The following is a 26,312-nucleotide window of genomic DNA, read 5'->3' as shown; positions in this document are numbered from 1 at the left end:
TTTAAATTCCGTTAAGTATTAATTTTAAAGTTGCGCTGGTTTCAATAACCGCTGTGATTCCGGATTCATTTAACAGGACACTGCCCGGTTTAAGACTGAAAACCTTTCCATTCATCTTTAAACCTTTATAATATTCTTTATTAAATGCTTCCTCGATGCTCTTCTTCGAGGCCAGTTCCAGATCCTGGGTTGGAATTCCGTATTCGTCTTCAATCATCTTCACAATTTTTCCTTTAAAAAGCAGAGTTGCCGTTTTCTGTAGAATATTAGCTGTTTTTAGATTGAATTTCGTATTGGAAAGTACAATTTTCCTTTTCGTTTCATCATATACAGGAACTCCGGAAATAATGGCCTTACCATTCACATAACCTTCTGTTTCAGCTTCAACAATTACCCTTCCTTCAGCACCATAAACCCGGATGTCCTTGATCTTTACTTTAGACCCTCTCACATCATATTCTTTATTCATGAACATGTTCCGTGCAATATTCGTGGCTTCTGAAAAAGGAACGTTAGCGGTGGTCTGCAGCAGAAACTGGTTGGCCAGAGTGGGAACAATATTGAAATTTCCCGCTGATTTTATCATTGGCGAAGCGGCAGGCTTGCTTCCTGTAAAGGTTTCCGAATAAATATCCATTCCGATATTGGTGGTGATTTCATTTCCATAGAATTTCAGTGGAGTCATATTCACGCCAATCGGGCTAATTTTCAGCCACGTATTATATTCCTCCGAAATATTAAACGGTTGGGAGAAAACATTCCAGGCCATTACCGCATATTGCTGGAAATTCAGTTGGGTAGCCATCTGCTGATCAATAGTTTTGGCAAATTTCCCCTGCTGTTCTTTCAGGCTTTTCTCTACCAGTGAAGTGATGGGGATTTGTATTTTACCATAATCCAGAACAGGTTTTGTGACCCATCTGAAACCATTGGGCTGTGTGTTTGTAGTAATGGTCCAGTTATTTTTAAAGCTGATTGTTGTGTTGAAAGACATCACCGTTTCAAAAGTCGTATTCTGATAGGAGTATACTCCCAGCGTACCGATACCTTTTTCAGCCCAAATCTTCAGTGGAACTTCAATCAGGATATTCTGGCTGGTTCCGCCTACCAGACGGATGGGACGGGTTTTCCATACTTTTACCTTGAACTGGTCATTATTATTATCCGTGTATGAATCATCCTGAAATACCAACTCCTTTACAGAAGCATTAATCATATTGCTGATTTCAGTAAGTGGAATAGTTACCGGCATGGTAATATTAGACCGTATTTTCGGGAAATTATATACAGGAGACTGATCACCCGCGGCCTGGCCAAAAAACATGGCAAAGCTTAATAAAAATAATAATTGGATGGTTTTCAACTTCATATGTTTTTGTGAAAATAAGAATTTTTAAATATCACCGGGTTTGAAACTTCTTTCCAGTTCAATACTTGCCCCTTTCATTTCGCCTTCCATTGGCGGAGAAGTTTTTGTAATTTTCAGCTTAATGTAGGAAATCTGGGGAAAACTTTCATGAATCTTCATCATAATTCTTCCCGCCACATGTTCCAGTAATTTGGATTTGATGGCCATTTCCCGGTGAATGATCCCGTTGATATCGGCGTAGCTAATTGTATCATTCAAATCATCTGTTGCAGCAGCCTTCCAAAGATCTGTGTGAAGTTCCGCATTTAAAATATAATAGGTCCCGATGATATTTTCTTCGGGAAGTACGCCGTGATAAGCATATATTTTTACATCTTCAAGAAAGATCTTACTCATTTGCCAGTGATTTTTATTTCAGCAAAAATCGTTTTAATTCTTCAAAATCCGCATTAATTTCTACAGTTTTTTTCTCCTTTTTCATAATGTCACCCAGCTCTTCCGGAACTTCAATGGCGACTTGAATTGCTTTTTCCACTGCATCAGGGAATTTCACAGGATGCGCCGTCCCCAATATAAATCCTTTTCTGTCCGGATTTTCGTTCAGATACTGCTCCAGGGAAGCAAATGCGACAGCACTGTGAGGGTCAAGAGTATATCCATATTTTTCATGAACCTTTTTTATGGTCTGTAATGTAGATTCATCATCAATGGAATACCCGGAAATCATATTCTTCAAGGTATCAAACTGATGTCCGAAAAGCTCCAGGACTCTTGTGAAATTACTCGGATCTCCCACGTCCATGGCATTGGATAATGTTGCTACAGCCTTTTTAGGATGATACTGATGGGTTTTTAAATAATCGGGAATCACATCATTTTTGTTACACGCAGCAATAAAATGTTGAGCCGGAAGTCCCCGGAAATAAGTGAGAAGTCCTGCACAGATATTTCCAAAATTACCACTTGGAACACTGATTACCGGGTCTTGATCTTCCTGTTGTTTCCATTGTTTTAAAGCCAGTAAATAATAAATCTGCTGGGGAAGCCACCTCGCAATATTAATGGAATTGGCTGATGTTAAAAATAGCTGGGAATTGATACTTTCATCAGAAAAAGCCTGTTTTACAAGATTCTGGCAATCGTCAAAGTTTCCGTTAACTTCCAGCGCAAAAATGTTTCCACCTAATGCGGTAAGCTGTTTTTCCTGAACTGCACTTACCCTGTTTTTGGGATAAAGAATAACAACATTAATTCCGGGAACATTGTAAAACCCATGAGCAACAGCACCACCGGTATCGCCGGAAGTAGCCACAAGAACGGTTACCTTTTTGTTCTGATCTTTTAAAAAATATGACAGGCAACGGCTCATAAATCTGGCTCCTACGTCTTTAAATGCTAAAGTAGGCCCATGAAAAAGTTCCAGAACAGAGATGCGGTCATTGATTTTTTTCAAAGGAATATCAAAACTGACCGTTTCCGCAGCAATTTTCTTTACTATATCCGATGGAATTTCATCACCTGTAAAATCTTTCATACATCTGAAAGCGATTTCCTCATCAGAATGCAGATGCAGGTTTTGAATGAATTCTTTATCAAACTGGGGTATGCTTTCCGGAAAAAATAACCCTTTTTGGTTGCCCTGGCTTTTTATAGTAGCTGTTTTAAAATCAACAATCTCCTGATTGTCTTTTAAATTATAATATTTCATTGCTTTTAATTTGTTGGTTCCATCATTCACTTTCTTCAACAGTCTCAATCCCGGAAGGATTTATTTTTGAGATGTATACAAAGTTCTCTATTTCAATTTCATCATATACGGATTTCATGAGCCGGGCAATTTTTTCTGCCGTTTCTTTTTCTTCTGCCAGCATGAAAATTGAAGGTCCGGAACCGGAAATACCGCCTCCAAGTGCCCCAGCCTCCATACTTTTTGTTTTGATCTTTTCAAATCTGGGAATCAGGATACTTCGGACAGGTTCTATCAATACATCATTAAGGCTTCTTCCGATCAAAGAAATGTCATTTTTAAGAATACCGGCTACAAGACCTGCAATATTTCCCCATTGCTCAACGGCATCTTTTAATAAGATATTTTTCTTTAAAATCTGCCTTGCATCAGATGTTTTTACTTCTACCTGCGGATGTACTGCAACTACAAACAGATTGGGCGTTCCCAACGGTATGATATCAATAGGAGAGGAAGATTTTACCAAAGTAATGCCGCCATAAATGCACGGAGCAATATTATCCGCATGTCGTACTCCGGAAGCGAGCTCTTCTCCAAACATGGCAAAGTGAACCAATTCTTCTTTGGATAAAACATTTCCTAATAAAATATTGGCCCCAAAAGCGGCTCCGGCGGCACTTGCCGCGCTGGAGCCGAGCCCACTGCCGGGCTTGATGTGCTTGCGGATAGTAACTTCAAAACCTTTTGTGAGTTTTAAATGCTGTATGATATTTTGAAGTACAACACCGGCTACATTTCTTGACGGATCTTCAGGAAGCCCGAAATGATCTTCATGTCTGATAATGATCTCCGGACTTTCCAGTAATTTCAGTTCCATTTCATCATAAGGCTCATGGATTGCCATGCCCAGGATATCGAATCCGCAAACAAGGTTGGCAACCGTAGCCGGGACTTTTATTTTTATTTTTTTCATAGTATTTATTTTAAACGGAACGTATAATATCTGCAAAAACTCCGCTTGCGGTTACTTCTGCACCTGCACCCGCACCTTTTACCACAAGAGGCTGTTCGGAATATCGTAAGGTTTTGAAGATAACGATATTGTCTTTCCCGTACAGATGGTAAAGATCGCTTTCCGGGGCAACGTGCTGCAGGCCTACTTTGGCTTTTCCGTCTTTAAATTCAGCGGTATATTTTAAGATCTTGCCGTTTTTTTGCGCTTCATTCACTAAATTCTTAAAGTGATCTTCATATTCTGTAAGCTTTTCATAGAAGTTTTCCACACTTCCTTGAAGGCATTCTTCCGGCAGGAAACTTTCATTTTCTATATCTTCAAACTGAAGTGGGTATCCGGCTTCTCTTGCCAGGATCAATATTTTGCGGGCTACATCGGTTCCTGTAAGATCCAGCCTTGGATCTGGCTCGGTAAAACCTTCTTTCTGAGCCTGGGCAACAACATCTGAAAATGTTCTGCTTCCATCATAATTATTAAAGACAAAATTTAAAGTTCCGCTGAGTACTGCCTGGATAGAGGTAATTTTATCGCCACTTTTCATAAGATCGTTAATGGTTCCGATAACAGGAAGTCCGGCTCCTACATTGGTTTCAAAATAAAAACGGCAGCTGTGGTTCCGGGCGGTATTTTTTAAATTTTTATAAATTTCAAAATCTGAGGAAGCTGCAATTTTATTACAGGCTACAATATTAATGCTCTTTTTCAATAGTTTTTCATAAACTTCAGGTACAGATGAACTGGCTGTAACGTCAATAAACACAGAATTCCGGAGGTTTCGTGAGATAATTTCTTCTGCAAAACCATGAATGGAGGCTTCAACTCCTTTTTCATTCCAGCTGCTGTATTCACTTTCAGAGATTCCCTGATCTGAAAAATACATTTTCCGGCTGTTGGAAAGTCCGGCGATTCTTAAATTAATCAGGTTGTTTTCGCGGAGATATTCATTCTGTTCGAAGATCTGTTCCACCAGTTTTGAACCTACATTACCGATTCCACACAGATAAAGATGTACCTGCTTTATTTCAGATTCGAAAAATTCTTCATGAAGTACATTCACTGCTTTTTTAATGTCTTTTTCTGAAATAACAATACTGATATTCCTTTCCGAAGATCCCTGGGCAATAGCTCTGATATTGATACCGTTATTTCCGAGACATCCGAACATTTTAGCACTGATGCCGCTTCGGTTCTTCATGCTTTCTCCTACAAGGGCAACAATTGAAAGTCCGGTTTCTATTTTTACCGGGGCCATCCTCTGTAGTTGTATATCATCTTTGAATGAAGCATTCACTACGTTCTCCGCATGAAATGCATCTTTTTCATTAACAGCTATAGTAATGGAATGTTCTGAAGAACCTTGGGTAATCAGAATAACATTTATTTTTTCGAAGCTCAGACATTGAAACAGTTTCGCTGAAATTCCGGGAATTCCAACCATTCCGCTGCCTTCGAGGGTAAGAAGAGCAATGTGGCTCATATTGGAAACTCCTGCTGCAATCTGATGCTTTTCATTAGCAGGCCTGCTCAATCTGTGGGAAACCAGCGTTCCACAGGCATCTGGATCAAAAGTATTTTTAATCTGAAGATCGATATTTTTTGCCATAACAGGCTGTATGGAAGGCGGATAAAGAACTTTAGCCCCAAAATGGGAAAGCTCCATTGCCTCATGATAAGAGATCTCCGGGATTGACTTTGCATTGGAAGCAAGGCGTGGGTCTGCTGTCATCATACCATTTACATCTGTCCATATCTGAAGCTCATCAGCCGAAACAGCAGCTGCGATAATAGCTGCCGTGTAATCTGAACCGCCTCTTCCTAATGTTGTAGCATTTCCATTTTGATCTTTTGCAATAAAACCTGGAGTCACAATGATCTGGTTTTTATGATCATCTGCAAATTTCTTTATGTTTTCTTCAGTGATATTGAAATCTACTTTTGCGTGGGTAAAATTGCTGTCTGTTCTTATCTGGTCTGCTGAGTTCATCCATAAGCAATCCAAGCCTTCGTGCTGGAGCCTGGTTGCAATAATATTGGAAGACAGAAATTCTCCGTATGAAGTAATCCTGTCTTTGATTTTATCTGTGAATTCGCCTAAAACAAAAATTCCGTTATAGATATCTTCCATATCATTACAATGTTTTTTAACGAAACTGAGCCACGAACTCTGTTCTAAAACGGGGATAAGTTCTTTGACTAAATTCAGGTGTTTTTCTTCCAGGTCTTTGAGGATCGGGATATAATTTTCATCTTTAAGGGAGGCATATTCTGCTGCTTTTATCAGGCTGTCGGTAACACTGTGAAGCGCTGAAACTACAACAATAATTCTGTTCTGTGAAGACTCTTTTTTTATAATATTTTCTGCCAGAAGGATATTCCGGGCATTGGCAACTGAGGTACCGCCGAATTTTAAGACTTTCATCTGATGGGTATTTGAAGTTGGATAAAATGAGTGGATTACTCTTTAAACAAAGAGCACGGGTACAGGAAATGATATGTGAAAATTTACCCCGCTACGGGGTAGTTGTTGTAGATGTAGAAACAGATGATAGCTCCGAAATAAGTGATTCCGGTGTAAGAATATCTGATATGTTTCTTAGAAAATTCATTCTTTACTGAAACAAATGTACAAATTATTTGGAAGTGACAAAATTATTTCTGGCTATATCGTGTTAATTTGTAATTCATAATTTAGAGATATATTTTGTGTTTTATTGTTATTTTTTCCTTTAAAATATTTATATTTAAATACTAAAACAAAATAAAATGAATATGAAAAATTTAAAGAAACTTTCGAGAGAAGAAAAAAGTAAAATCAGTGGTGGGTTTACCGAAATTCAGATTGAAGCTTGCGGCGGGGCTGCTTATGTATGTTTCCGTGGGGGCGGAGCTTGGGGCTGCTGGAGAACGCCGGGAGGAACATGTTATGCTCCAATGTTGTAATTATATGCATTGGAAGATTACTTATACTTCGGATCGATGCAATAAAAAAGCACTGTGAGAACAGTGCTTTTTGTTATTTTATACTTTTTGAAAGATCCAGCATCGCTTCAATGGGTTTCAGGGCTCTTAAACGAAGCTCTTCGTCGATAAGGATTTCCGGAAGTTCATATTTCATACACAGATATAGTTTTTCCATGGTGTTGCGTTTCATGTAGAAACATTCTGAGCAGTTACAGCTTTCGTCGAAAACAAGTGCCGGAATAAGCTCTTTGTGCGGAGCACGCTTTTTCATTTCGTGAAGAATTCCTTCTTCGGTTGCGATGATGAATTTCTGACAGTCGTCTTTTTCCACAAAATTCAACAGGGCAGAAGTAGAGCCAATGAAGTGGGCTAATTTTAAAACAGCTTCTTCACTTTCAGGATGCGCAATCAGTTTTGCATCAGGATTTTCTGCAAGCTGCTGGGCAATTCTCTCCATGGAAAATGCTTCGTGTACGATGCAGCTTCCGTCCCAAAGGATCATATCACGGCCGGTTTTCTTAGATAAATATCTTCCTAAGTTTTTATCCGGTGCAAAAATGATCGGCCTGTCTTTTGGTAAAGCTTCAATTACGGTTTCAGCGTTGGAACTGGTAACGATAATGTCGCTTTCTGCTTTTGTTTCCGCATTACAGTTGATGTAAGTGGCAATTAGGGCATTAGGATGCTGTTCACGCATTTTTCTAAGGCCTTCTCCTGAACATCCGTCTGCCAGAGAGCATCCTGCCATAGTATCAGGAAGAACTACTTTTTTAGTTGGATTCAGGATTTTAGCAGCTTCAGCCATGAAATGTACCCCGCAGAATACAATCATATCTGCATTGGTTTCTTTGGCCTGTCTTGCCAATTGAAGGGAATCTCCAAGGAAATCGGCAATATCCTGAATTTCTCCGGGCTGGTAATAATGGGCGAGGATCACCGCATTTTTTTCTTCTTTAAGTTTCAGAATGGCTTTCACCAAATCTTCTCCTTGAGGGATTGCTATATCTTTTATATCCAGAAATCCTCTTACAGGAATGGCAGATTTAGCTTTTTCTAATGTTTCGGTACTCATATCAACCTCAATGTTTTTTGAATGTAGAAATTAGAAGCTAGAAATTAGAAGTTAGAGTGGTATGCTTAAGTGCTTCCATCTCCGGACTTCCATCTTCCATTCTAATTGCCAACAAATTTTTTTATTAAACTTTCTATTTCTCTTTTTGCTTCATCAAGATCGGTATTAATGACGATCCTGTCAAATTCTTTTGCAAAAGCCATTTCTTCTCCTGCTTTTGCTACACGTGTTTTGATGGTTTCCGTATCATCCGTGTTTCTGGAGATCAATCTTCGTTCCAATTCTTCTATGGAAGGTGGTTCAATGAAAATTGACAGGGCTTTTTCGCCAAAATATTTTTTCAGGGAAATTCCTCCTTTCACGTCTACATCAAAGATTACTACTTTCCCTTGATTCCAGATTTTTTCCACTTCGGATTTTAAAGTACCGTAATATTTGTCAGTATATACTTCTTCATATTCTACAAAAGCATCTTCCGCTATTTTTTGTCTGAATTCATCAGGACTTAAAAAATGATAATCTACTGCATGTATCTCACTTCCTCTCGGTTGTCTTGTCGTGCATGAAATAGAAAATGCCAGTTCAGGAAATGTTTCCAGAGAATGTTTTACCAATGTAGTTTTTCCGCTTCCTGATGGGGCTGAAAATATAATTACTTTATTCATTGTTTAGTTTCGGGTTGCAAGTTCCCGGTTGCGGGTTTGGGATTTTGTTCCTGAGCACGCATTCCGTACCTCGTAACTTATAATACGTTTAACGTCTGTTCTTTTATTTTTTCCAGGTCATCCTTCATCATCACCACCAGTTTCTGGATTTCTGCATGGTTGGCTTTTGAACCTAAAGTATTAATTTCTCTTCCGATTTCCTGTGAGATAAAACCAAGTTTTTTCCCATTGAAATCTTCATTGTCCATCACTTCCTTGTAATATTTCAGATGCTGGGTTAATCTTACTTTTTCTTCGGCTATGTCAAGTTTCTCTGTAAAATAGGCCATTTCCTGGTAGAAACGTGTTTCGTCTACATTCTCGAATTCTTTCAAAGACTTCTGATAACGCTCTTTTACAGCAATGATTCTTTCTTCTTCAAAAGGAATAACTTCCGAAAGATACTGATCAATATTCCGGATATTTCTTTCCAGTTCTTCATGTAAAATACTTCCTTCTGTCTTTCTGAATTCCATAAAGCGGTCTACAGCTGCATGAACAATTGCAGCCAAAGATTCCCATTCTCCTTCCGTAAGCTCATCAGGTCTTGAAGTAATGGCATCAGGAAGTCTTACCGCCATTTTCAGGTATTCAAAGTCCGGACCGTCGGAAGCGATGTTGCGAAGTTCGTTGATATAAGAATCTATTAAACTCTTATTGATTTTCACATCGTTTGATTCTTCAAGGTTCTCCAGATTGATGTAGCAGTCTACCTTTCCACGGATAATTCTGTCGTTAAGGATTTTTCTGATCTCGAATTCTTTCTCCTTATAGCGTAAAGGAACTTTGATATTCAAATCAAAGCTTTTGCTGTTCAGTGATTTAATATCTATCGAAATCTTTTTACCTTCAAAAACACCTTCGGCCCTGCCGAATCCCGTCATTGATAAAATCATAGTTTTTTATTGTTGTACAAAGATAAACATTTAAATTAGCAATGTGAAAAATTTGATTTCTGTTGTAGGACCCACTGGAATAGGCAAAACAAGACTGGCAATTGATCTGGCAAACCATTTCAATACCGAAATTGTTTCCTGTGATTCGCGCCAGTTTTTTAAGGAAATGAAAATAGGTACTGCATCACCTTCGGAAGAGGAATTGGCGGAGGCTCCACATCATTTTATCGGGAATCTTTCGGTTCAGGAATATTATTCTATAGGGCAGTATGAAGAAGATGCCCTGAAAAAGCTCAACGAACTTTTTCAAAATCATGATACCGTCATTTTAGTCGGTGGAAGTATGATGTATGAAAAAGCAGTTATTGAAGGGTTAAATGATTTGCCTGAAGCAGATGAAAACAATCAGAAAAAACTACAGGAAATTTTTGAAACGGAAGGAATTGAAAAACTTCAGGAAATATTAAAAGAACTGGATCCTGAATATTTCGGAGTGGTAGATTTTCATAATCACAGAAGACTTTTAAGGGCTATTGATGTGATCTGGCAAACAGATAAAAAATATTCTGAACAGATTGCCGTTTCACAGGATTCCAGAGATTTTAATACCATTCGAATTGGAATTGAAGCGCCGAGAGAAGAATTGTACGACAGAATCAATAGGAGAGTGGATATAATGATGGAGAAAGGACTTTTGGCGGAGGCAGAGAGCTTGGAAAAGTTTAAAGGTCTTACGGCACTGAAAACTGTAGGTTATTCTGAATTGTTCAAATATTTTGATGGTGAATGGGACCTTGATTTTGCTGTTTCAGAGATCAAAAAGAACAGCAGGAGATATGCAAAACGGCAACTGACATGGTACAGAAAAGCGGATGATATTCATTATTTGCCTTTGGGATATTCTCAAAAAGATTTTGAAGAATTGCTGCAATGGATTTCTGAACAGGTTCATTCGTAAATTTTGTCAATAATATACTGGATTTTTATCTCTAAAACTTTAATTGATCTTCTTCAATCTTCTTAATGGTTCAAATCATGAACACACAATAATGTCAATCTGCTAAATCTGCTCAATCTGTGAGATCTTTATAAAAAATAACTTCAGGATAAGTAGATACTAAAAACTTTATCAAATATTAATCTCTCGCAGATTGAGCAGATTTGGCAGATGTTTGCGTTATTTTTACCGGATTAAGTAGTTTGTGTGGCGAGAAAATAAAAAAACGGTTTCTGATTTTCAGAAACCGCACTTCAAAACAATATAATTAAATTTACTACTTCCAACCGCCGCCAAGCGCTCTGTAAAGATCTACAATGCTACTCAGCCTTTGTCTTTTTACGGATGCAAGATTCAGTTCAGCCTGCAGGGAATTTCCCTGAGCTGTAATCACTTCTAAATAGTTGGCCATACCGCCTTTGTAAAGCATTTCGGCACTTTTTATTCCGCCTTTCAATGTGGTTACCTGTTCTGCTGCCTTTTGTTCCTGAACTTTTAAACTTTCATTGGAAACCAACGCGTCAGAAACTTCACCAACTGCATTTAAAACAGATTGACGGAAGGCCAAAACGTTTTTCTCTCTTTGAATTTTAGCCACGTTAAGGTCTGTTTTCAATTGTCTTTTCTGGAAAATGGGCTGGGTAATTCCTCCCAATACAGATCCGAACAAAGAAGCCGGGATCTGGAACCAGTTATCAAATTTGAATGAATTTACCCCTCCGTTTGCTGTGATTTTCAGTGCCGGATACATATTGGCCTGGGCAATTCCAACCATTGAATTGGATTCCAGTAAAACAAGTTCCTGCTGGCGAACATCCGGGCGACGGCTTACCATTGCTGCCGGAAGCCCCGTTGAAATATCCTGCGGTAAAGAAGTATCGGACATTTCAATCGTTCTGTTGATCTTAGTTGGATTTTCACCTACGAGAATACTCAATGCATTTTCCTGAATGGCAATATTTTGTTCTAATTGAGTGATCAGAAGTTCTGTAGACTGCTTTTGTGCTGTTGCCTGCTGAACACCTAAAGAAGTTGTATCACCACTTTGCCACATTTTTTCTGTGATGGAAAGGGTATTGGTGCTTAGTTCCAGGTTGGCTTTTGCGATCTGGATCTGTTTGTCAAGCATTAATAAATTATAATATCCCTGGGCAATAGCGGCTACAACCTGTGTCTGTACTGCTTTTGTAGCTTCATACGTCTGAAGGTACTGCATTTTTGAAACTTCCTGCTGGTTTTTGATTTTACCCCAGATATCTGCTTCCCATGAAAGGTTGAATGCTGCATTGTAATCTTCAACGTGACTCTGGCCTAAAAATGAATTTAAGCTTTTCCCGTTCATACTGTTTTCAGAAGGTTTTGAAATCTGTGCAGAAACTCCGAAACCTACATCAGGATACTGAAGAAATCTTGCCTGTTTCAGTTTTTCCTGTGAAGAAGCAACCTGCTTTAATGCAATCTGTAAATCATAGTTGTTCTTGATTCCTTTTTCAATCAGTTCCTGTAAGGCGGGATCACTGAAAAATTGCCTCCATTCCAGGTTGGCGATGCTTGCTGTATCGGCAGTTGCGGTGTACTGGAATTTTTCCGGAAGCTGAAGATCCGGCTCCGTGTATGCCAGTTTAGACACACAGGAAGCCGAGGCCACAGCCAATATAAATGTTAGAAAAATATTCTTTATTCTTTTCATAATTTTTTGAATAAATTTTTAATTGATCACAAAACTTTGAGAAGTTGGTAGCAAAGATGTCTTTAGTAGGAGAGTGCTTGCTTTATTATAATTTGACCACAGATTTCGCAGATGATTGCGTTTAAATTTTAATCAAGATTTGAATGCCGTGTTCTTCTTATTCACTAAGTTTTTAACTTAAAATAAATAATGTAAAATCTTTTGTGCCTTTTGTGGTTAAAATATTCTCAAAGTTTTGTCAATCATTTTTATTAATGAGCAGCTGCCAAAAGCTCTTCCTGCTGTTTTTTCAGAAGTCTCTTTTTCTTTCTGCTAGGCATTTTTTCATGCAGATACTGGAAAATTACATACATCACCGGAATAATGAAAATCCCGAATACCACTCCTGTAAACATTCCTCCCACAGTACTGATACCAATGGAATGGTTACCTTTAGCAGCAGCCCCCTGAGTCCAAACCAATGGAAGCATACCGATAATGAAGGCAAATGAAGTCATTAAGATAGGTCTCAGACGTAATCTTGAAGCCTGAAGCGCTGATTCAACCAGTGTTTTTCCGGCTTTTCTTCTCTGAACGGCAAATTCCACAATCAGAATGGCATTCTTCGCCAATAATCCGACAAGCATGATCAGACCTACCTGAACGTAAATATTATTATCAATTCCAGCTAATCCTGTAAAGGCAAATACCCCGAAGATTCCTGTAGGAACTGTAAGAATAACAGCGAATGGAAGAATGTAGCTTTCATACTGCGCTGCCAGTAAAAAATACACGAATAATATACTTAAAAGGAATACAAATGCTGTCTGTCCGCCGGTTTTAATCTCTTCACGGGTAATTCCTGTCCATTCATATCCGAAACCTCTCGGAAGGGATTTCTGGGCAACTTCTTCTACTGCTTTGATGGCATCCCCGGTACTGTAACCCGGTTTTGGTGTTCCGTTGATGGTTACTGCGTTGAAAAGGTTATTTCTTGTTACTGTTTCAGGCCCGAAGGTTCTTTTCAATGTTACCAAAGTCTTTACTGGAACCATTTCACCTGCATTATTCTTGACGTAGATTCCTTCCAGTGAATTCGCATCTGTACGGTAAGGAACATCTGCCTGAGCCATTACCCTGTAATATTTTCCGAATCTGTTGAAATCTGAAACGAAGCTGCTTCCGTAATAAATCTGCATGGTCTGCATCAGTTCTGTTACGGAAACTCCCAGCTGATTGGCTTTGTCTGCATCCACATCAATGGTGTATTGCGGATTTCCCGCGGCATAAGTGGTAAATGCAAAAGCAATTTCGGGACGTTTCATCAATTCTCCGATGAAGGCCTGAGTTGTGGTTCCCAGCTGCTCAAAAGAACCGTTGGTTTTATCCTGAAGCATGAATTCAAAACCGGAAACGTTACCGAAACCTTGTACTGTAGGGAAGTTAAAGAAGAATGCATTGGCATCTTTCACCTGTGATACTTTCCCGGTAAGGGTGGCTGCAATCTGGTCAGGATCTTTCATTTCACCACGGTCTTTATAGTCTTTAAGTTTAATAAAGCCTGCGGAATATGGAGAAGCGTTGGCGTTAGTGATGAAGTTCATTCCATCTGCCACCCAAAGGTGGTTCATTGCCTTTTCACTTTTTACAATCTTATCGATCTGTTCTGTTGCTCTGTTAGTTCTGTTCAGGGAGCTTCCCGGAGCTGTATTTACTGCATAAAGAACGAATCCCTGGTCTTCCGTAGGGATGAATCCTGTAGGCGCTTTTTTAATTAAGAAAATACTTCCTGCAATGATAAGAGCTAAACCTCCTACGGCTACCCATTTGTTTTTAATTAAAAATTTAAGGCTGTAAATATATTTTCTGGTCATGTTGTTAAAGGCGACATTGAATGCGTTGAAAAACTTCGCTCCGAAACCTTTTTTTAGACCATGTTCTCCATGCTCTCCTCCCTGAGGATCATTCAGGAACAATGCACATAGAGCAGGACTCAATGTTAATGCATTTACCGCTGAGATCATAATGGCAATAACCAATGTAAAGGCAAACTGTCTGTAGAAAACTCCCGCAGGTCCCTGCATGAAACCAACCGGAATGAATACGGCACACATTACCAGCGTAATGGAAATAATGGCACCGGAAATTTCGCTCATGGAATTGGTTGTTGCCTGTTCTACGGGCATTCCTGTATGCTCCATTTTGGAATGGACGGCTTCTACCACTACAATAGCATCATCTACCACAATACCGATAGCAAGTACCAATGCAAACAGAGTCAACATATTGATACTGAAGCCAAATAACTGTAGGAAGAAGAAAGTACCGATAATAGCTACCGGAACCGCAATGGCAGGAATCAATGTAGATCTGAAATCCTGAAGGAAAATGTACACTACAATAAATACAAGGATGAATGCAATAACCAGAGTTTCAACAACCTGGTGAATGGACGCATCCAAAAAGTCTTTGGAATTGTACATGATGATCGGCTTTACGCCTTTCGGAAGGGTAGTGGAAAACTTGTCTACCTGATTTTCAATTTCCGTTAAAATGTCATTGGCATTGGAACCAGCGGTCTGTAAGATAGCGAAACCTGCTACAGGCTTTCCGTCAACCCTGTTTTGCGCTGTATAGGTATAAGAACCGAATTCTACTCTTGCCACATCTTTCAGCCTTAAAAATGAACCGTCATTATTGGCTTTGATTGCAATGTTTTCGTAGTCTGCATTCTGGTTTAATTTACCTTTATACTTCAAAATATATTCGTAAGTTTCTTTACTTCCCTGGCCCAGACGTCCCGGAGCGGCTTCAAGGTTATGGTCTTTTATAGCGGCCATCACTTCCTGTGGAGAAAGGTTATTGGCTGCCAGACGGTCCGGTTTTAACCAGATTCTCATGGAATAATCCATAGTTCCGAAAACCTGAGCCTGTGCCACACCCGGAATACGCTGAATTTGCGGGATGATATTGATTTTAAGGTAGTTTTGAAGAAACAGCTCGTCATATTGCTTAGGATCATCGCTGGACAATCCCATGAACATAATCATACTGTTCTGTACTTTCTGCGTGGAAATTCCTGCCTGAACCACCTCCTGAGGAAGCTGGCTCATTGCTTTGGATACACGGTTCTGAACATTCACCGCAGCATTGTCCGGATCTGAGCCCTGCTTGAAAAATACACTTAGGCTCATAGTACCGTCATTACTTGAGTTGGAGGTCATGTACGTCATGTTCTCAACTCCGTTTACGGCCTCTTCAATAGGCGTGGCTACTGATCTTGCCACTACTTCTGCATTCGCTCCCGGATAAAAGGCTGTTACCTGAACACTTGGAGGCGCAATATCGGGAAACAGGGTAATCGGCAGGTTGAAAACCGACAGTGCTCCCAATAGTAGCAGTATGATGGAGATGACCGTTGAAAGTACCGGTCTTTCTATAAATTGTTTTAACATAAGAAGTTTATTTTTTTAAGTCTCCTGTATCGGGATGGATTACAAAGGTTTAGCTCTCAACAGGCTGTCAGACGAAATTGCTTTCGGCTTGATAGAAACACCGTCCTTTAAGTTTCCGATTCCTGTGTATACGATTTTCTCTCCCGGAGCAACTCCTTCAGAAATAAAGTAATAGCTTTCTGTTTTTCCTGAAATCTTAACCGGTTTGCTGGTCACCTTGCTGTCCTTACCTAAGACATATACATAGGTTTTATCCTGAATTTCAAATGTAGATTCCTGAGGAATAACCACAGCATTGGAAAGTAGTTGAGGCATGCGCACTCTTCCCGTATTTCCGGTTCTTAGAGCACCCTGTGTATTGGGGAAAACGGCACGGACACTGATCGCTCCGGTTGTTTTATCGAATTGGCCGTCTACAATGCTCATTCTTCCTTTTTCAGGGTAAATGCTGTTGTCGGCAATTACAAGATCTACCATTGGCATGTTTTTCAGTTTTTCCTCTAAGCTTGTTCCCGGATATTTATTCTGAAAAGCAATGAAATCCAGTTCGCTTAAAGAAAAGTAGGCGTAAATTTCGCTGATGTCCGATAATAAAGTCAATGGATTAGGATCTGTTCTGGAGATCAGGCTTCCTTTTTTGTAAGGAATTCTACCTATATATCCGCTTACCGGTGCTGTAATGGTTGTGAATCCTACATTAATTCTTGCGTTTCCTACTGATGCTTTTGCCTGTGAAGCAGCGGCAACAGCAGCGGCATAATTAGCTTTTGCCGTCTTAAGCTGTACATCGGAAACTACTTTTGCGGCTACCAGCGGCTGAAGTCTGTCAACTTCCACTCTGGCTTTTTCAATATTGGCATTGGCAGCCTGAAGATTGGCCTGAGCCATATTAACCTGCTCGCCGTATGCTCTTGAATCTATTTTAAATAAAGGCTGTCCGGCTCTTACGTAAGAACCTTCCTCCACATAGATCCTGTCCAGATATCCGTCTACCTGAGATCTGATTTCTACGTTATTTTTGCCTTCCAGTGCGGTAGGAAATTCCTGGTATGTTGTAGCTGGAGATGAGATCACGGTGTATACCGGAAGCTCCGGGGCAGGCGGTGCTGCATTGGAACCTTCTGCTGCCTGAGTACAGTTCTGTAAAAGGATGATACTTGATATAAGTATGATAAACCTTATTTTTCCAGATATTTTCATTGTTGGTTTAATTTTTTTAATGAAGTGTTAGATTTAAGTAATAGTGTTCTTTTAACGAATTATGTTATTTTCCCTAACAGTGTTAATGATTAGTTCAAAAAAAATTCAGAATTTTTTAATGATGGAGTCAGATCGTCATTTTCATAATAGCTGTCTGTTTTTTAATGTTGATTTATATATAAAATGGGGTGTATTAATTATGTGCTAATTTATCTAACGGTGTTAAGTGAATCGTAGGACTTTTCCGTAATTATAGTTTTTATTGGTTTTCTTTTTAGTTTTTATGTGAATATTCTAATAATATTCAATGTTATTTTTCCTAACGGTGTTAATTTTTAGTTCAAAAAAAATTTACAAAGACTTAATGAAAGCAGAAACTGTTTCGTCCAAAGTCGTTTTGTTCATAGTAGAAGGAATGTCTGCGTTTCTCATCATCATAATAGAGATCAGTCCGTGTACCGCTGAAAATAGGGCGTGAGACATATGACAGGCATTATCCGTATTTGATCCGTTCTTCTTGATAATGTTGTAGGTACATTCATAGATAAGATCCTGGAAAGATGAAAATTCTTCTTTCATCTGGCCTTTACCGCTGCACTGCATTCCCAAACCAAACATCAGCTGATAATATTCTTTATTTTTAAAAGCGAAATTCCAGTAAGCATCTACAATTGCGGTAAGTTGTTCTTCCGGAGTCTCGAATTTTCTCTGAGCTTTTAATAATTCTATATGAAGACAGTGGAAACCATTGATAGAAATCTCATACAATATGGCTTCTTTGTTTTCAAAATAATCATAAACTACAGGAGCACTGTATTCAATAGCATCTGCTATCTTACGCATTGAAAGTGATGCCCAGCCCTCTGTTTTAGCCAAATTGAAAGCCGCCTGCAAAATATTTGCACGGATAGATTCTTTTTCTCTTTGACGACGTTCATGTAGGCCCATGATTATTATTTACTAACAGTGTTAGCAAAACTACAAACTTTTGAATATATCTTCCAAATAATATTTGATAATTAACATTTAACGCAAGTTTATAAATTCATGGATTGGCTTATATTAAAAGAAACTTTATCTTTGCGGATAAAGAAATAAAGGATATGAATACTCCCTCAAATATGCTGGCATTAGGAACCAAAGCACCGTTTTTCGAGCTTCCGAACCCATCAAAAACCAATGAAATTCAGTCTCTGGAAGAACTGAAAGGAGAAAAAGGAACTTTGGTGATCTTTATGTGCAATCATTGTCCGTTTGTTCTTCATGTAATCGACAAGATTAACGAGCTGTATGAAGATTATAATGATAAAGGAATTGAATTCATTGCAATCAACGCCAATGATGTAGAAAAATATCCGGCTGATGCTCCCGATAAAATGATCGAGTTCCAGATCGAGAGAAAATTTGATTTTCCTTATCTATATGATGAAAGCCAGGCGGTGGCAAAAGCCTATGATGCAGCCTGCACACCGGATTTCTATTTTTTCGATGATAAATTGGATCTTATCTACAGAGGCCAGATGGACGATTCAAGACCCGGAAATAATAAGGATGTTACCGGAGAAGATCTGATTATTGCTTTTGAAAACCTTCTGTTGGGTGAGTCACAGGAAGAAATCCAAAGACCGAGCATGGGATGCAATATTAAATGGAAATAATATACCTGTGAGTTAAGATCTTATCATTGATAATTTTTGATTACCACATTGTAAAATATAAAGCTGTTCTTTTTTCTGGGACAGCTTTTTTATGTGCAAACATCTGCCCAATCTGCCCAATCTGCGAGAGATAAAATATATGCTTCGACTTCGCTCAGCATGACAATGAGATAGTCAAAGCTGGACAGTATAATTTTTCAACAAAAATATTTTCTGTCAGAAATGTCATGCTGAGCGAAGTCGAAGCATATATATAAAGAAGGATAAAAGACTTGTTACACACTCACCTTGTTGTGCGAATAATTCTTAATAAACTCAGAAGGTGTTTTCTCCGTATATTTTTTAAACATCCTGTTAAAATAGGTCACATTATTAAACCCGCAGCTATAACTGCATTCTGAAATGCTTTTATCCTGAGCCATCAACAGACAAGCCTTATTAATACGATACCGGTTTACAAATTCCGTAAAAGTGATCTGTGTTGCCTTTTTAAAAAAATTGCAGAAAGCCGGCAATGTAAGATTCGCCAACTTTGCAACATCTTCAATATTGATCTCTTTATCGTAGTTATGTTCAACGTAGGTGAAAATATTTTCCAGCCTCGTTTTGTTTCTTGAAATGATAGTATAGGGCATGATTTCCTTGTTCAAAAGATCATAATCCTTACACTTTGAGAGCTCAAACAGAATTTCAAGCAGAAGCAGATACCTTTTATAACCTTCCGATTCCAGAAGCAGCTTCAGTTTCGGAAGCATATTCTTTTTTATCTTATGATGAAAGTGTATTCCGTATTTTGAAAGTTCCAGAAGATTTTTAATAGATCTTGCTTCCACTTCCTGTTGAGGAAACTGGAGAATCTCCTCCCTGAACTGAAGAACAATTTCTTCATGCGGATCTATAGAATTCAAACCGAAGCCGGAGTGTGGGATATTAGAACCTATCAATACCAGATCTCCGTTTGTATAATTGCTTTTATGATAGCCAACGTGGCGGGTTCCGCTTCCGGATATAACACACACTAGCTCTATCTCCGGATGATAATGATACTCCCATTTGAATTCCGAAATAGGCGAATTATTGTGGAGTGTACGAAAAGAGCTTTTTTCGCTCGGAATTATTCTTTCAAAACTAACTTTCATTTCATTAATCGTATTTATTCAATAAAAATACTAATTATATTAATATAGTTCAAATATTCATTTATTGTGTTAAATTAATGTTAAGTGAAATGCTTCTATCTTAGCCGCCAAGAAATGACCTCCATGAAAAATTTCAACATTAAAGCTGTATTGTTTTTAAATTATTTCGTTTTCGCGATTCTTCTGAATTCCGTGGGAACAGTCATTCTGCAGGTACAGCAAAACTTTGGAATCTCAAAATCTTCAGCAAGTGTATTAGAAGGGTTTAAAGATCTTCCGATAGCCATCTGTTCATTTATTCTGGCTTCATTTCTGCCGAAAATAGGAATCAAAAACTCTATGCTTATTGCTCTTTTTCTGGTGAGCTGCATGTGTTTTGTAATGCCTTTCACCAGTGAATTCTGGTTTTTTAAGCTGTTATTTGCCATCGTTGGAATTTCATTTGCCCTAATAAAAATATCGGTTTTTACTTCTATAGGTCTTGTTACTGAAACAGATAAGGAACATTCAAGCTTTATGGGATTCCTTGAAGGATTTTTCATGATCGGAGTGTTGGCCGGAAACGTATTGTTCAGTTTATTTATTGATGATCACAACCCTAAATCTACCCAATGGCTGAATGTATATTGGGTGCTAGGAGCACTTTCAGCAGTGTCATTCCTGTTTTTATTCTTCTCAAAACTGAATGAAAGTGAAGCGAGAAGTGAAAAAACTGATCTTTTGGGAGATCTTAGAAACAGTATCAGTCTGTTCAGCTATAAAAAAGTTCTGTTTTTTCTTCTGTGTGCTTTCCTTTTCGTGTTGGTAGAACAGAGTTTCCAGACATGGACACCCACTTTTTATAAAGAAATTTTAAAACTTCCTACTTCTATGAGTATTCAGGCCGGAGCGGTTTTAGCCGGAGCTTTTGCCCTGGGAAGGTTTTTATCAGGCTTTTTCTCCAAGAAATTCAGTTGGATCTATGTGGTTTCCTTCTGTGTGATAGGTTTTGCGGCAAGTATACTTTTGGTTTTGCCTTTAACACACAATATTAAGATCAATGAAGGAACAGGTTGGTTCAATGCACCTCTTGTAGTATACCTGTTTCCGTTAATGGGAGGTTTGCTGGCCCCCATTTATCCGAGTATCAATTCGGTGATTCTTGCCTCTATTCCTAAATATTTGCACAGTGCAATGTCCGGGTTGATAGTAGTTTTTTCAGCCATAGGAGGAACAATAGGCTCCATGATCACAGGTTTTGTATTCCAGGAATTCAGTGGACAGCAGGCATTTTACCTTTCACTGATCCCGCTTTCACTGCTGATCATTTCAGCCATATTCATGAATAAACTAAAAATAAATCCTAAGAAATAATAATGAATAAGCAGCTTTACATAAATGAAATCCAGGCCCTTTTCGATGATGTTCAGAGAGCCAGGGTATTTGAAGATCAGAAGATGATGACTGATGCAGTTCCTGTGTTTCCTGTTTCGCAGATTAATGCGGAATACGAAGAAAAGAAAGGAAGAAAAGATTTTGATCTGAAAGATTTTGTAATGGCCAATTTTGATTTTCTGGGAGCCAAAATTTCAATTCAGAGAGAAGAGCAACTGCCGATTGAGCAGCATATAGAAAAGCTTTGGGATGAATTAACCCGTACTGCTTACGAAGAAAAAGGAACATTATTGAAGCTTCCGAAACCATATATTGTTCCGGGCGGCCGTTTTAACGAATTTTTTTACTGGGACAGCTATTTCATTATGCTTGGGCTGCAGGCTTCAGGAAGAACGGAAATGATGGAAAATATTATAGAAAACTGTTCTTATTTGATTCAGAATGTAGGATTTGTCCCGAATGCGAGCAGAACCCATTTTTTAAGCCGTTCACAGCCTCCGTATTTCTCGCTGATGCTGGATCTGCTTTTTGAAACCACAAATGATGAAAAAATTTATATCAGATATCATGATACTTTAGAGAAAGAATATGCCTTCTGGATGAATGGGGAAGAATGGCTTGATAATGAATCCAGTGTAAAAAGAGTCGTGAAAACGAAAAACGGGGATATTCTGAACCGTTATTACGATGCAGAAAACGCACCACGACCTGAAAGCTATCTCATTGACATTGAAGACAGCGAGAATACAGGAAATGAATTTTACAGAAACATAAGAAGCGCTTGCGAATCCGGCTGGGATTTTTCCAGCAGATGGTTTGCAGACGGGGAACATATACAGACTATAGAAACACTGAATATTGCAGAAGTGGACCTGAACAGCCTTTTATGGCATTTGGAAAAAACTTTAGCCAAATCTTCAGCGCTTCAGAACATGACAGATCAGGAAAATTATTTTGCTGAAAGAGCAGCAAAGCGCAGACAGATGATCAATACATACTTTTGGGATGAAAATACTGAATGTTATAAAGATTATCACTTAAAAAAACACAAAAACACACCGTCTGAACACATTGCTGCTCTTTATCCTTTATTTCTTGAACTGGCAGACCAAAAACAGGCGGAAGCAGTAGCGAAACATATTGCTGAAAAATTTCTCTATCAGGGAGGGCTTGTAACCACCACTAAAAAAAGCGGCCAGCAGTGGGATCTTCCGAATGCATGGGCTCCTTATCAGTGGTTAGGATTTAAAGCAATGAAAAACTACGGCTTCAATGAGCTTGCCGAAAAAATAAAAAACAACTGGTGCGGAAATGTAGAAAGGGTATACAGCAACACCGGAAAATTAATGGAAAAATATAATGCTCTGGACACCGAAACAATTGCAGGAGGAGGAGAATACCCGAATCAGGACGGATTCGGATGGACAAACGGGGTCTATCTCAAATTAAAACAAAACTAATTATAAAAAATCATATGCTATGAAAAAGAGATCGATATTTTTAATGGCTGCCACCGCTACGCTTTATTTTAACAACGCGTATGCACAGGAAACTCCGCAGGACTCCATCAAAACATCTTCTATTGACCAGATTGTTATCACCGGTAACTCAGGTCCGAAAAAGAAAATAGAATCCAGTACGGCTATTTCTACATTTACGGCAAAAGAAATCCAGAAACAGAACCCTATCAGTGCTGCTGCATTATTGCAGAGAGTTCCGGGGTTTGCTGTGGAAACTTCCGGAGGTGAGGTAGGAAACAACCTTTTTGCAAGAGGTATTCCTTCTGCAGGAGCTTACGAATTCGTGCAGGTTCAGGAAGACGGTCTTCCGGTTTTTGAAGACGGTGCGCTTCAGTTTGCCAATGCGGATAACTTCTTCCGTGTAGATAATTCTGTGAGCCGTCTTGAAGCCTTGAGAGGAGGTTCAGGATCCATTTATGCCAATAATTCCCCTGGAGGTTTGATCAACTTTATTACTAAAGAAGGAAGTAATGATTTTAAAGGAACTGCCAAACTGGAAACCAGTACTTACGGCCTTATGCGTACCGATATGAATGTAGGCGGTGCTTTAGTTCAGGATAAGCTTTTCTTTAACGTTGGAGGGTTCTACAGAACAGACAACGGAATCAGAAAGACAGGTTTCAGAGCCAACAATGGAGGACAGATCAGAATGAATCTTAAATACGTCTTCGATAAAGGGTATGCTAAAGTATATTACAAAAAACTGGACGACAGAAATACTTTCTTCCTTCCGATTCCTCTAACTCAAAATGGAAATGATTTGAAGGAATTCTCAGGTTTTGATGCTAATTATGGAACTTACAGTTACAGAGCAATCAGCCAGCTGAATATTCCTCAGGCCGGAGGCGGTTTTTTCAGTAGAAATCTGGAAGATGGAATTCATCCGAAAGTTGATGTTTTAGGTGCTGAATTCAAATATGATCTTGGAAATAATTTCTCTGTTTTAAACAAAACAAGATATACCAATATCAATATGAATTATACAGGGATTTTCCCTGCAGGAGGTCCTGCTACAGCAGCTAAATTTGCAAGCGATAACGGAATCACAGGAAACAGCTATCAATATTTTGCGGTAGGTAGCGGAGCGGCTGTAAATCCGGCTTTTGTTCAGGAACTGGGCTTCTGGGCCATTGATAAGCAGATGAATAATTTTGTGAATGATTTGCAGTTTAATTATAAATTTGACAAAGGGAATGTAACGGCAGGCTTCTATAAATCAAACTGGAAGTCTCACCAATACTGGAACTGGAGTAATATTTTGACGACAGCATCAGATAGGCCGATGCTTCTTAATTTGGTTGATACTTCTCTTAGCCCAAATTCAGTAGGTTATTCTAAAACTTATAACGGAGTTACTGACATGTCTTTCCTGTTGAGAGATTCTCAGGTTCAGGGAAGCTTGAATGACCTTTATGCAAATTTAGATTATAACATTACAGATAATTTAAGTGTTAATGCAGGACTTCGCTACAGCCGTGATTTCTACAAAGGATATTCGGTAAATACAACCACTGCAAATCTGAATAATTCCGGTTTAACAACTGATGGCACACATAGCTTCGCTACAACAACTGCAGATGATAACATGAGTGTTTTAGGAAATAAATATAACTACTGGAGTTACGATATTGATAAGGTTTCTTATACTTTGGCAACAAACTATAAAATCAACAAGGAAAATGCCGTTTATGCACGTTTCTCCCATGGTTTCAGATCACCGAATGAGGAAGCTTATTACAATTACTTCACGACTACTAATCCGGACCAGCCTTTAAAACCAGTACTGACCAATCAGGTTGAATTAGGGTATAAGTACTACTCACGTACATTTGATGTTGCTGTGATCCCTTTTTATTCAACACTTAAAAACCTGTCATTTACAGATGTGTTTTCTAACGGAACATCAGAAAATACTTTTGCAAATACCAAAAACTATGGAGTTGAGCTTGAAGGATATGCAAGATTGTTTAACAATATGTTAGAGCTTACTTTCAATGGAACCATTCAAAATCCGAAATACAGCGGATTGGAAGAAGGAAGCCTTTTGGAAGGGAATGTTGTAAGAAGAATGCCAAAACTGTACTTTAATATCTCGCCAGCTGTAAATATTACAAAACAGTGGAGAACATATGTAAGCTACAACTACTATGGAAAACGTTTTCAGGATCAGTTAAATGTTCAGACTCTGCCATCATTCAGTGAATTTGGAGCTGGAACTTCTTATCAGCTGGGTAAAATCCGTTTTGCAGTTGATGGAACTAACATCTTTAATACAATCGGCATTACAGAAGGCGATCCAAGAGCAGGTTCTCCAACCGGAGACGGAACTATTATGGCAAGACCAATTATGGGTGCAGCTGTAAGAGCTTCAATCACTTTAGATTTCTAATCTTATATTTTCTTCATATGAAACCGTCAGAGATTTTTCTCTGGCGGTTTTGCTTTTAGGGTTGGGAAGAAGGGGCCGGGAATCAAGAGGCAAGAACCAAGATCCTAAATGCCGGATTTCAGACTTTTACCGTAAGCTTGGAAACTTATAACCGGCAAGTCAACTGATAACCCGCAACAATTAACCCCGCATCCCGAAACTCTCAAACCCTCGAATTCTCAAACGCTATCACGTATCTATTTAAAAAACGGATTATACTGTTTCTCAAAGCCTATTGTAGTAGGATTACCGTGGCCGGAAAAAACCTGAGTTTCACCATCAAGGATAAAAAGTTTATTGGTGATGCCTTCAATTAGCTGCTCGTGATTTCCTTTGTAAAGATCTGTTCTTCCGATACTGCCTTCAAAAAGAACATCACCGGAAATCATGAATTTTTGATTTTCATTATGGTAAACTACACTTCCCGGAGAATGTCCCGGAACATGGTAAATTTTGAATTTTTCCCCATCCAGATCAAGTATTTCTCCTTCATTTACATAGACAGTGTCTGCTTTTACGGGATTAACAGAGAAGCCGAATCTCATTCCGCTTGCCTGAAGCATATCAAGAACTTCCTGATCTTCCTGGTGCATATGAACGGGTACTTTAAAAGTATCAAAAGCCCATTGCAGCCCTAAAACATGATCAATATGGGCATGAGTCAGAAGAATTTTCTGAATGGTAAGGCCGTTTTCAGAAATAAAGCTTTCTATGGCTTTGGTTTCCTGTTCATTCATATTTCCCGGGTCAATCAGCCAGGCATTTTTATTTTCGTTATAAAGGATATAAGTGTTTTCGCTGGCAAAATTGAATACGAAGCCTTGAATCTGAAGCATATTGTGAATGTTTTAATAGAGGCAAATTTAGTACAAAAGTTCCTTTTTAGAATACATGAGTTATTTTTCGTTTAAATATTTAGTAATAAAGATGCTTCGGCTCCGCTCAGCATGACAAAGTCAAAACTGACTGGCCATATCTTTCAACAAAAAATGTTTGGCGTTAGAAATGTCATGCTGAGCGGAGTCGAAGCATGTCACGATCTTACGGGGATTAAAAAAATGGTTTTAAATTTCATACAGTTACGGAAATTTCCTGCACGTTATTTAAACTTTACGAATGGAAGTAAGGCTAGGTCAATAGAAGTATAGTCAAATGTGATTCTGCAGAT

20 protein-coding genes are annotated in these 26,312 nt (G+C 38.7%); 6 read left to right on the top strand and 14 right to left on the bottom strand.

Annotation, left to right across the window (positions count from 1 at the left end):
• Position 1: 1 nt before the first annotated feature.
• Genes HNP36_RS15275 through thrA form a run of 5 tightly spaced genes read right to left on the bottom strand, consistent with a single transcriptional unit; the run spans position 2 to position 6,490 of the window.
• Entirely contained in the window at positions 2 to 1,369 is a 1,368-nt protein-coding gene (locus HNP36_RS15275; protein WP_228456396.1) for a DUF4403 family protein, read from the bottom strand.
• Between the two features lie 24 nt (positions 1,370 to 1,393).
• Positions 1,394 to 1,765, bottom strand: a complete 372-nt coding sequence (folB, locus tag HNP36_RS15270) for a dihydroneopterin aldolase (protein ID WP_184165460.1) — start codon at positions 1,763 to 1,765, stop codon at positions 1,394 to 1,396.
• A gap of 13 nt (positions 1,766 to 1,778) precedes the next feature.
• The gene (gene thrC / locus HNP36_RS15265; protein ID WP_184165938.1) at positions 1,779 to 3,077 is read right to left on the bottom strand and encodes a threonine synthase; all 1,299 of its coding nucleotides are present in this window, start codon (positions 3,075 to 3,077) and stop codon (positions 1,779 to 1,781) included.
• A gap of 22 nt (positions 3,078 to 3,099) precedes the next feature.
• The gene (locus HNP36_RS15260; protein WP_184165457.1) at positions 3,100 to 4,029 is read right to left on the bottom strand and encodes a homoserine kinase; all 930 of its coding nucleotides are present in this window, start codon (positions 4,027 to 4,029) and stop codon (positions 3,100 to 3,102) included.
• A 10-nt stretch (positions 4,030 to 4,039) separates the two neighbouring features.
• Positions 4,040 to 6,490, bottom strand: coding sequence for a bifunctional aspartate kinase/homoserine dehydrogenase I (gene thrA, locus HNP36_RS15255; RefSeq protein WP_184165454.1), 2,451 nt, complete (start codon positions 6,488 to 6,490; stop codon positions 4,040 to 4,042).
• A 350-nt stretch (positions 6,491 to 6,840) separates the two neighbouring features.
• Between thrA and HNP36_RS15250 the strand changes: the two genes are divergently transcribed.
• Complete coding sequence (locus HNP36_RS15250; protein WP_184165451.1) at positions 6,841 to 7,011, top strand: bacteriocin-like protein; 171 nt, start codon at positions 6,841 to 6,843, stop codon at positions 7,009 to 7,011.
• A gap of 73 nt (positions 7,012 to 7,084) precedes the next feature.
• Here HNP36_RS15250 and nadA read toward each other — a convergent pair whose 3' ends face one another.
• The 3 genes from nadA to HNP36_RS15235 all read right to left on the bottom strand — a co-directional run bounded on the left by nadA (position 7,085) and on the right by HNP36_RS15235 (position 9,704).
• Positions 7,085 to 8,104, bottom strand: coding sequence for a quinolinate synthase NadA (gene nadA, locus HNP36_RS15245; protein WP_184165448.1), 1,020 nt, complete (start codon positions 8,102 to 8,104; stop codon positions 7,085 to 7,087).
• Positions 8,105 to 8,205: 101 nt separating this feature from the next.
• Positions 8,206 to 8,769: a guanylate kinase gene (gmk, locus tag HNP36_RS15240; protein WP_184165445.1), complete on the bottom strand. Its 564-nt coding sequence runs from the start codon at positions 8,767 to 8,769 to the stop codon at positions 8,206 to 8,208.
• Between the two features lie 77 nt (positions 8,770 to 8,846).
• On the bottom strand, positions 8,847 to 9,704 hold the full coding sequence (locus tag HNP36_RS15235; protein WP_184165441.1) for a YicC family protein: 858 nt from the start codon (positions 9,702 to 9,704) through the stop codon (positions 8,847 to 8,849).
• 43 nt (positions 9,705 to 9,747) lie between these two features.
• Between HNP36_RS15235 and miaA the strand changes: the two genes are divergently transcribed.
• On the top strand, positions 9,748 to 10,662 hold the full coding sequence (miaA, locus tag HNP36_RS15230) for a tRNA (adenosine(37)-N6)-dimethylallyltransferase MiaA (RefSeq protein ID WP_184165439.1): 915 nt from the start codon (positions 9,748 to 9,750) through the stop codon (positions 10,660 to 10,662).
• Between the two features lie 316 nt (positions 10,663 to 10,978).
• Here the strand turns inward: miaA and HNP36_RS15225 are convergent, their stop codons facing one another.
• The 4 genes from HNP36_RS15225 to HNP36_RS15210 form a co-directional block, all read right to left on the bottom strand.
• The gene (locus HNP36_RS15225; protein ID WP_184165436.1) at positions 10,979 to 12,391 is read right to left on the bottom strand and encodes an efflux transporter outer membrane subunit; all 1,413 of its coding nucleotides are present in this window, start codon (positions 12,389 to 12,391) and stop codon (positions 10,979 to 10,981) included.
• Between the two features lie 251 nt (positions 12,392 to 12,642).
• Positions 12,643 to 15,825, bottom strand: coding sequence for an efflux RND transporter permease subunit (locus tag HNP36_RS15220; protein WP_184165433.1), 3,183 nt, complete (start codon positions 15,823 to 15,825; stop codon positions 12,643 to 12,645).
• Positions 15,826 to 15,864: 39 nt separating this feature from the next.
• Complete coding sequence (locus HNP36_RS15215; protein WP_184165430.1) at positions 15,865 to 17,025, bottom strand: efflux RND transporter periplasmic adaptor subunit; 1,161 nt, start codon at positions 17,023 to 17,025, stop codon at positions 15,865 to 15,867.
• A gap of 351 nt (positions 17,026 to 17,376) precedes the next feature.
• Positions 17,377 to 17,973, bottom strand: a complete 597-nt coding sequence (locus tag HNP36_RS15210) for a TetR/AcrR family transcriptional regulator (protein WP_184165427.1) — start codon at positions 17,971 to 17,973, stop codon at positions 17,377 to 17,379.
• Between the two features lie 155 nt (positions 17,974 to 18,128).
• Between HNP36_RS15210 and HNP36_RS15205 the strand changes: the two genes are divergently transcribed.
• Entirely contained in the window at positions 18,129 to 18,683 is a 555-nt protein-coding gene (locus HNP36_RS15205) for a thioredoxin family protein (protein WP_184165937.1), read from the top strand.
• 275 nt (positions 18,684 to 18,958) lie between these two features.
• Here HNP36_RS15205 and HNP36_RS15200 read toward each other — a convergent pair whose 3' ends face one another.
• Positions 18,959 to 19,822, bottom strand: coding sequence for an AraC family transcriptional regulator (locus HNP36_RS15200; protein ID WP_184165424.1), 864 nt, complete (start codon positions 19,820 to 19,822; stop codon positions 18,959 to 18,961).
• A gap of 123 nt (positions 19,823 to 19,945) precedes the next feature.
• Between HNP36_RS15200 and HNP36_RS15195 the strand changes: the two genes are divergently transcribed.
• The 3 genes from HNP36_RS15195 to HNP36_RS15185 are packed head-to-tail and all read left to right on the top strand — an operon-like array spanning position 19,946 to position 25,105.
• Positions 19,946 to 21,175 (top strand): MFS transporter, encoded by a 1,230-nt coding sequence (locus HNP36_RS15195; protein ID WP_184165422.1) that lies wholly within the window; start codon positions 19,946 to 19,948, stop codon positions 21,173 to 21,175.
• 2 nt (positions 21,176 to 21,177) lie between these two features.
• Complete coding sequence (locus HNP36_RS15190; RefSeq protein ID WP_184165419.1) at positions 21,178 to 22,656, top strand: trehalase family glycosidase; 1,479 nt, start codon at positions 21,178 to 21,180, stop codon at positions 22,654 to 22,656.
• A 19-nt stretch (positions 22,657 to 22,675) separates the two neighbouring features.
• Positions 22,676 to 25,105: a TonB-dependent receptor gene (locus HNP36_RS15185; RefSeq protein WP_184165416.1), complete on the top strand. Its 2,430-nt coding sequence runs from the start codon at positions 22,676 to 22,678 to the stop codon at positions 25,103 to 25,105.
• A 236-nt stretch (positions 25,106 to 25,341) separates the two neighbouring features.
• Here HNP36_RS15185 and HNP36_RS15180 read toward each other — a convergent pair whose 3' ends face one another.
• Complete coding sequence (locus HNP36_RS15180; protein WP_184165413.1) at positions 25,342 to 25,980, bottom strand: MBL fold metallo-hydrolase; 639 nt, start codon at positions 25,978 to 25,980, stop codon at positions 25,342 to 25,344.
• Positions 25,981 to 26,312 lie beyond the last annotated feature (332 nt).

The sequence above is a fragment of the Chryseobacterium shigense genome (genome assembly GCF_014207845.1).
In the GTDB taxonomy this organism is placed as follows: Bacteria; Bacteroidota; Bacteroidia; order Flavobacteriales; family Weeksellaceae; genus Chryseobacterium; species Chryseobacterium shigense_A.
The sequence above is the reverse complement of the archived record's forward strand: the minus strand, read 5'-3'. Positions and strand labels throughout refer to the sequence as shown.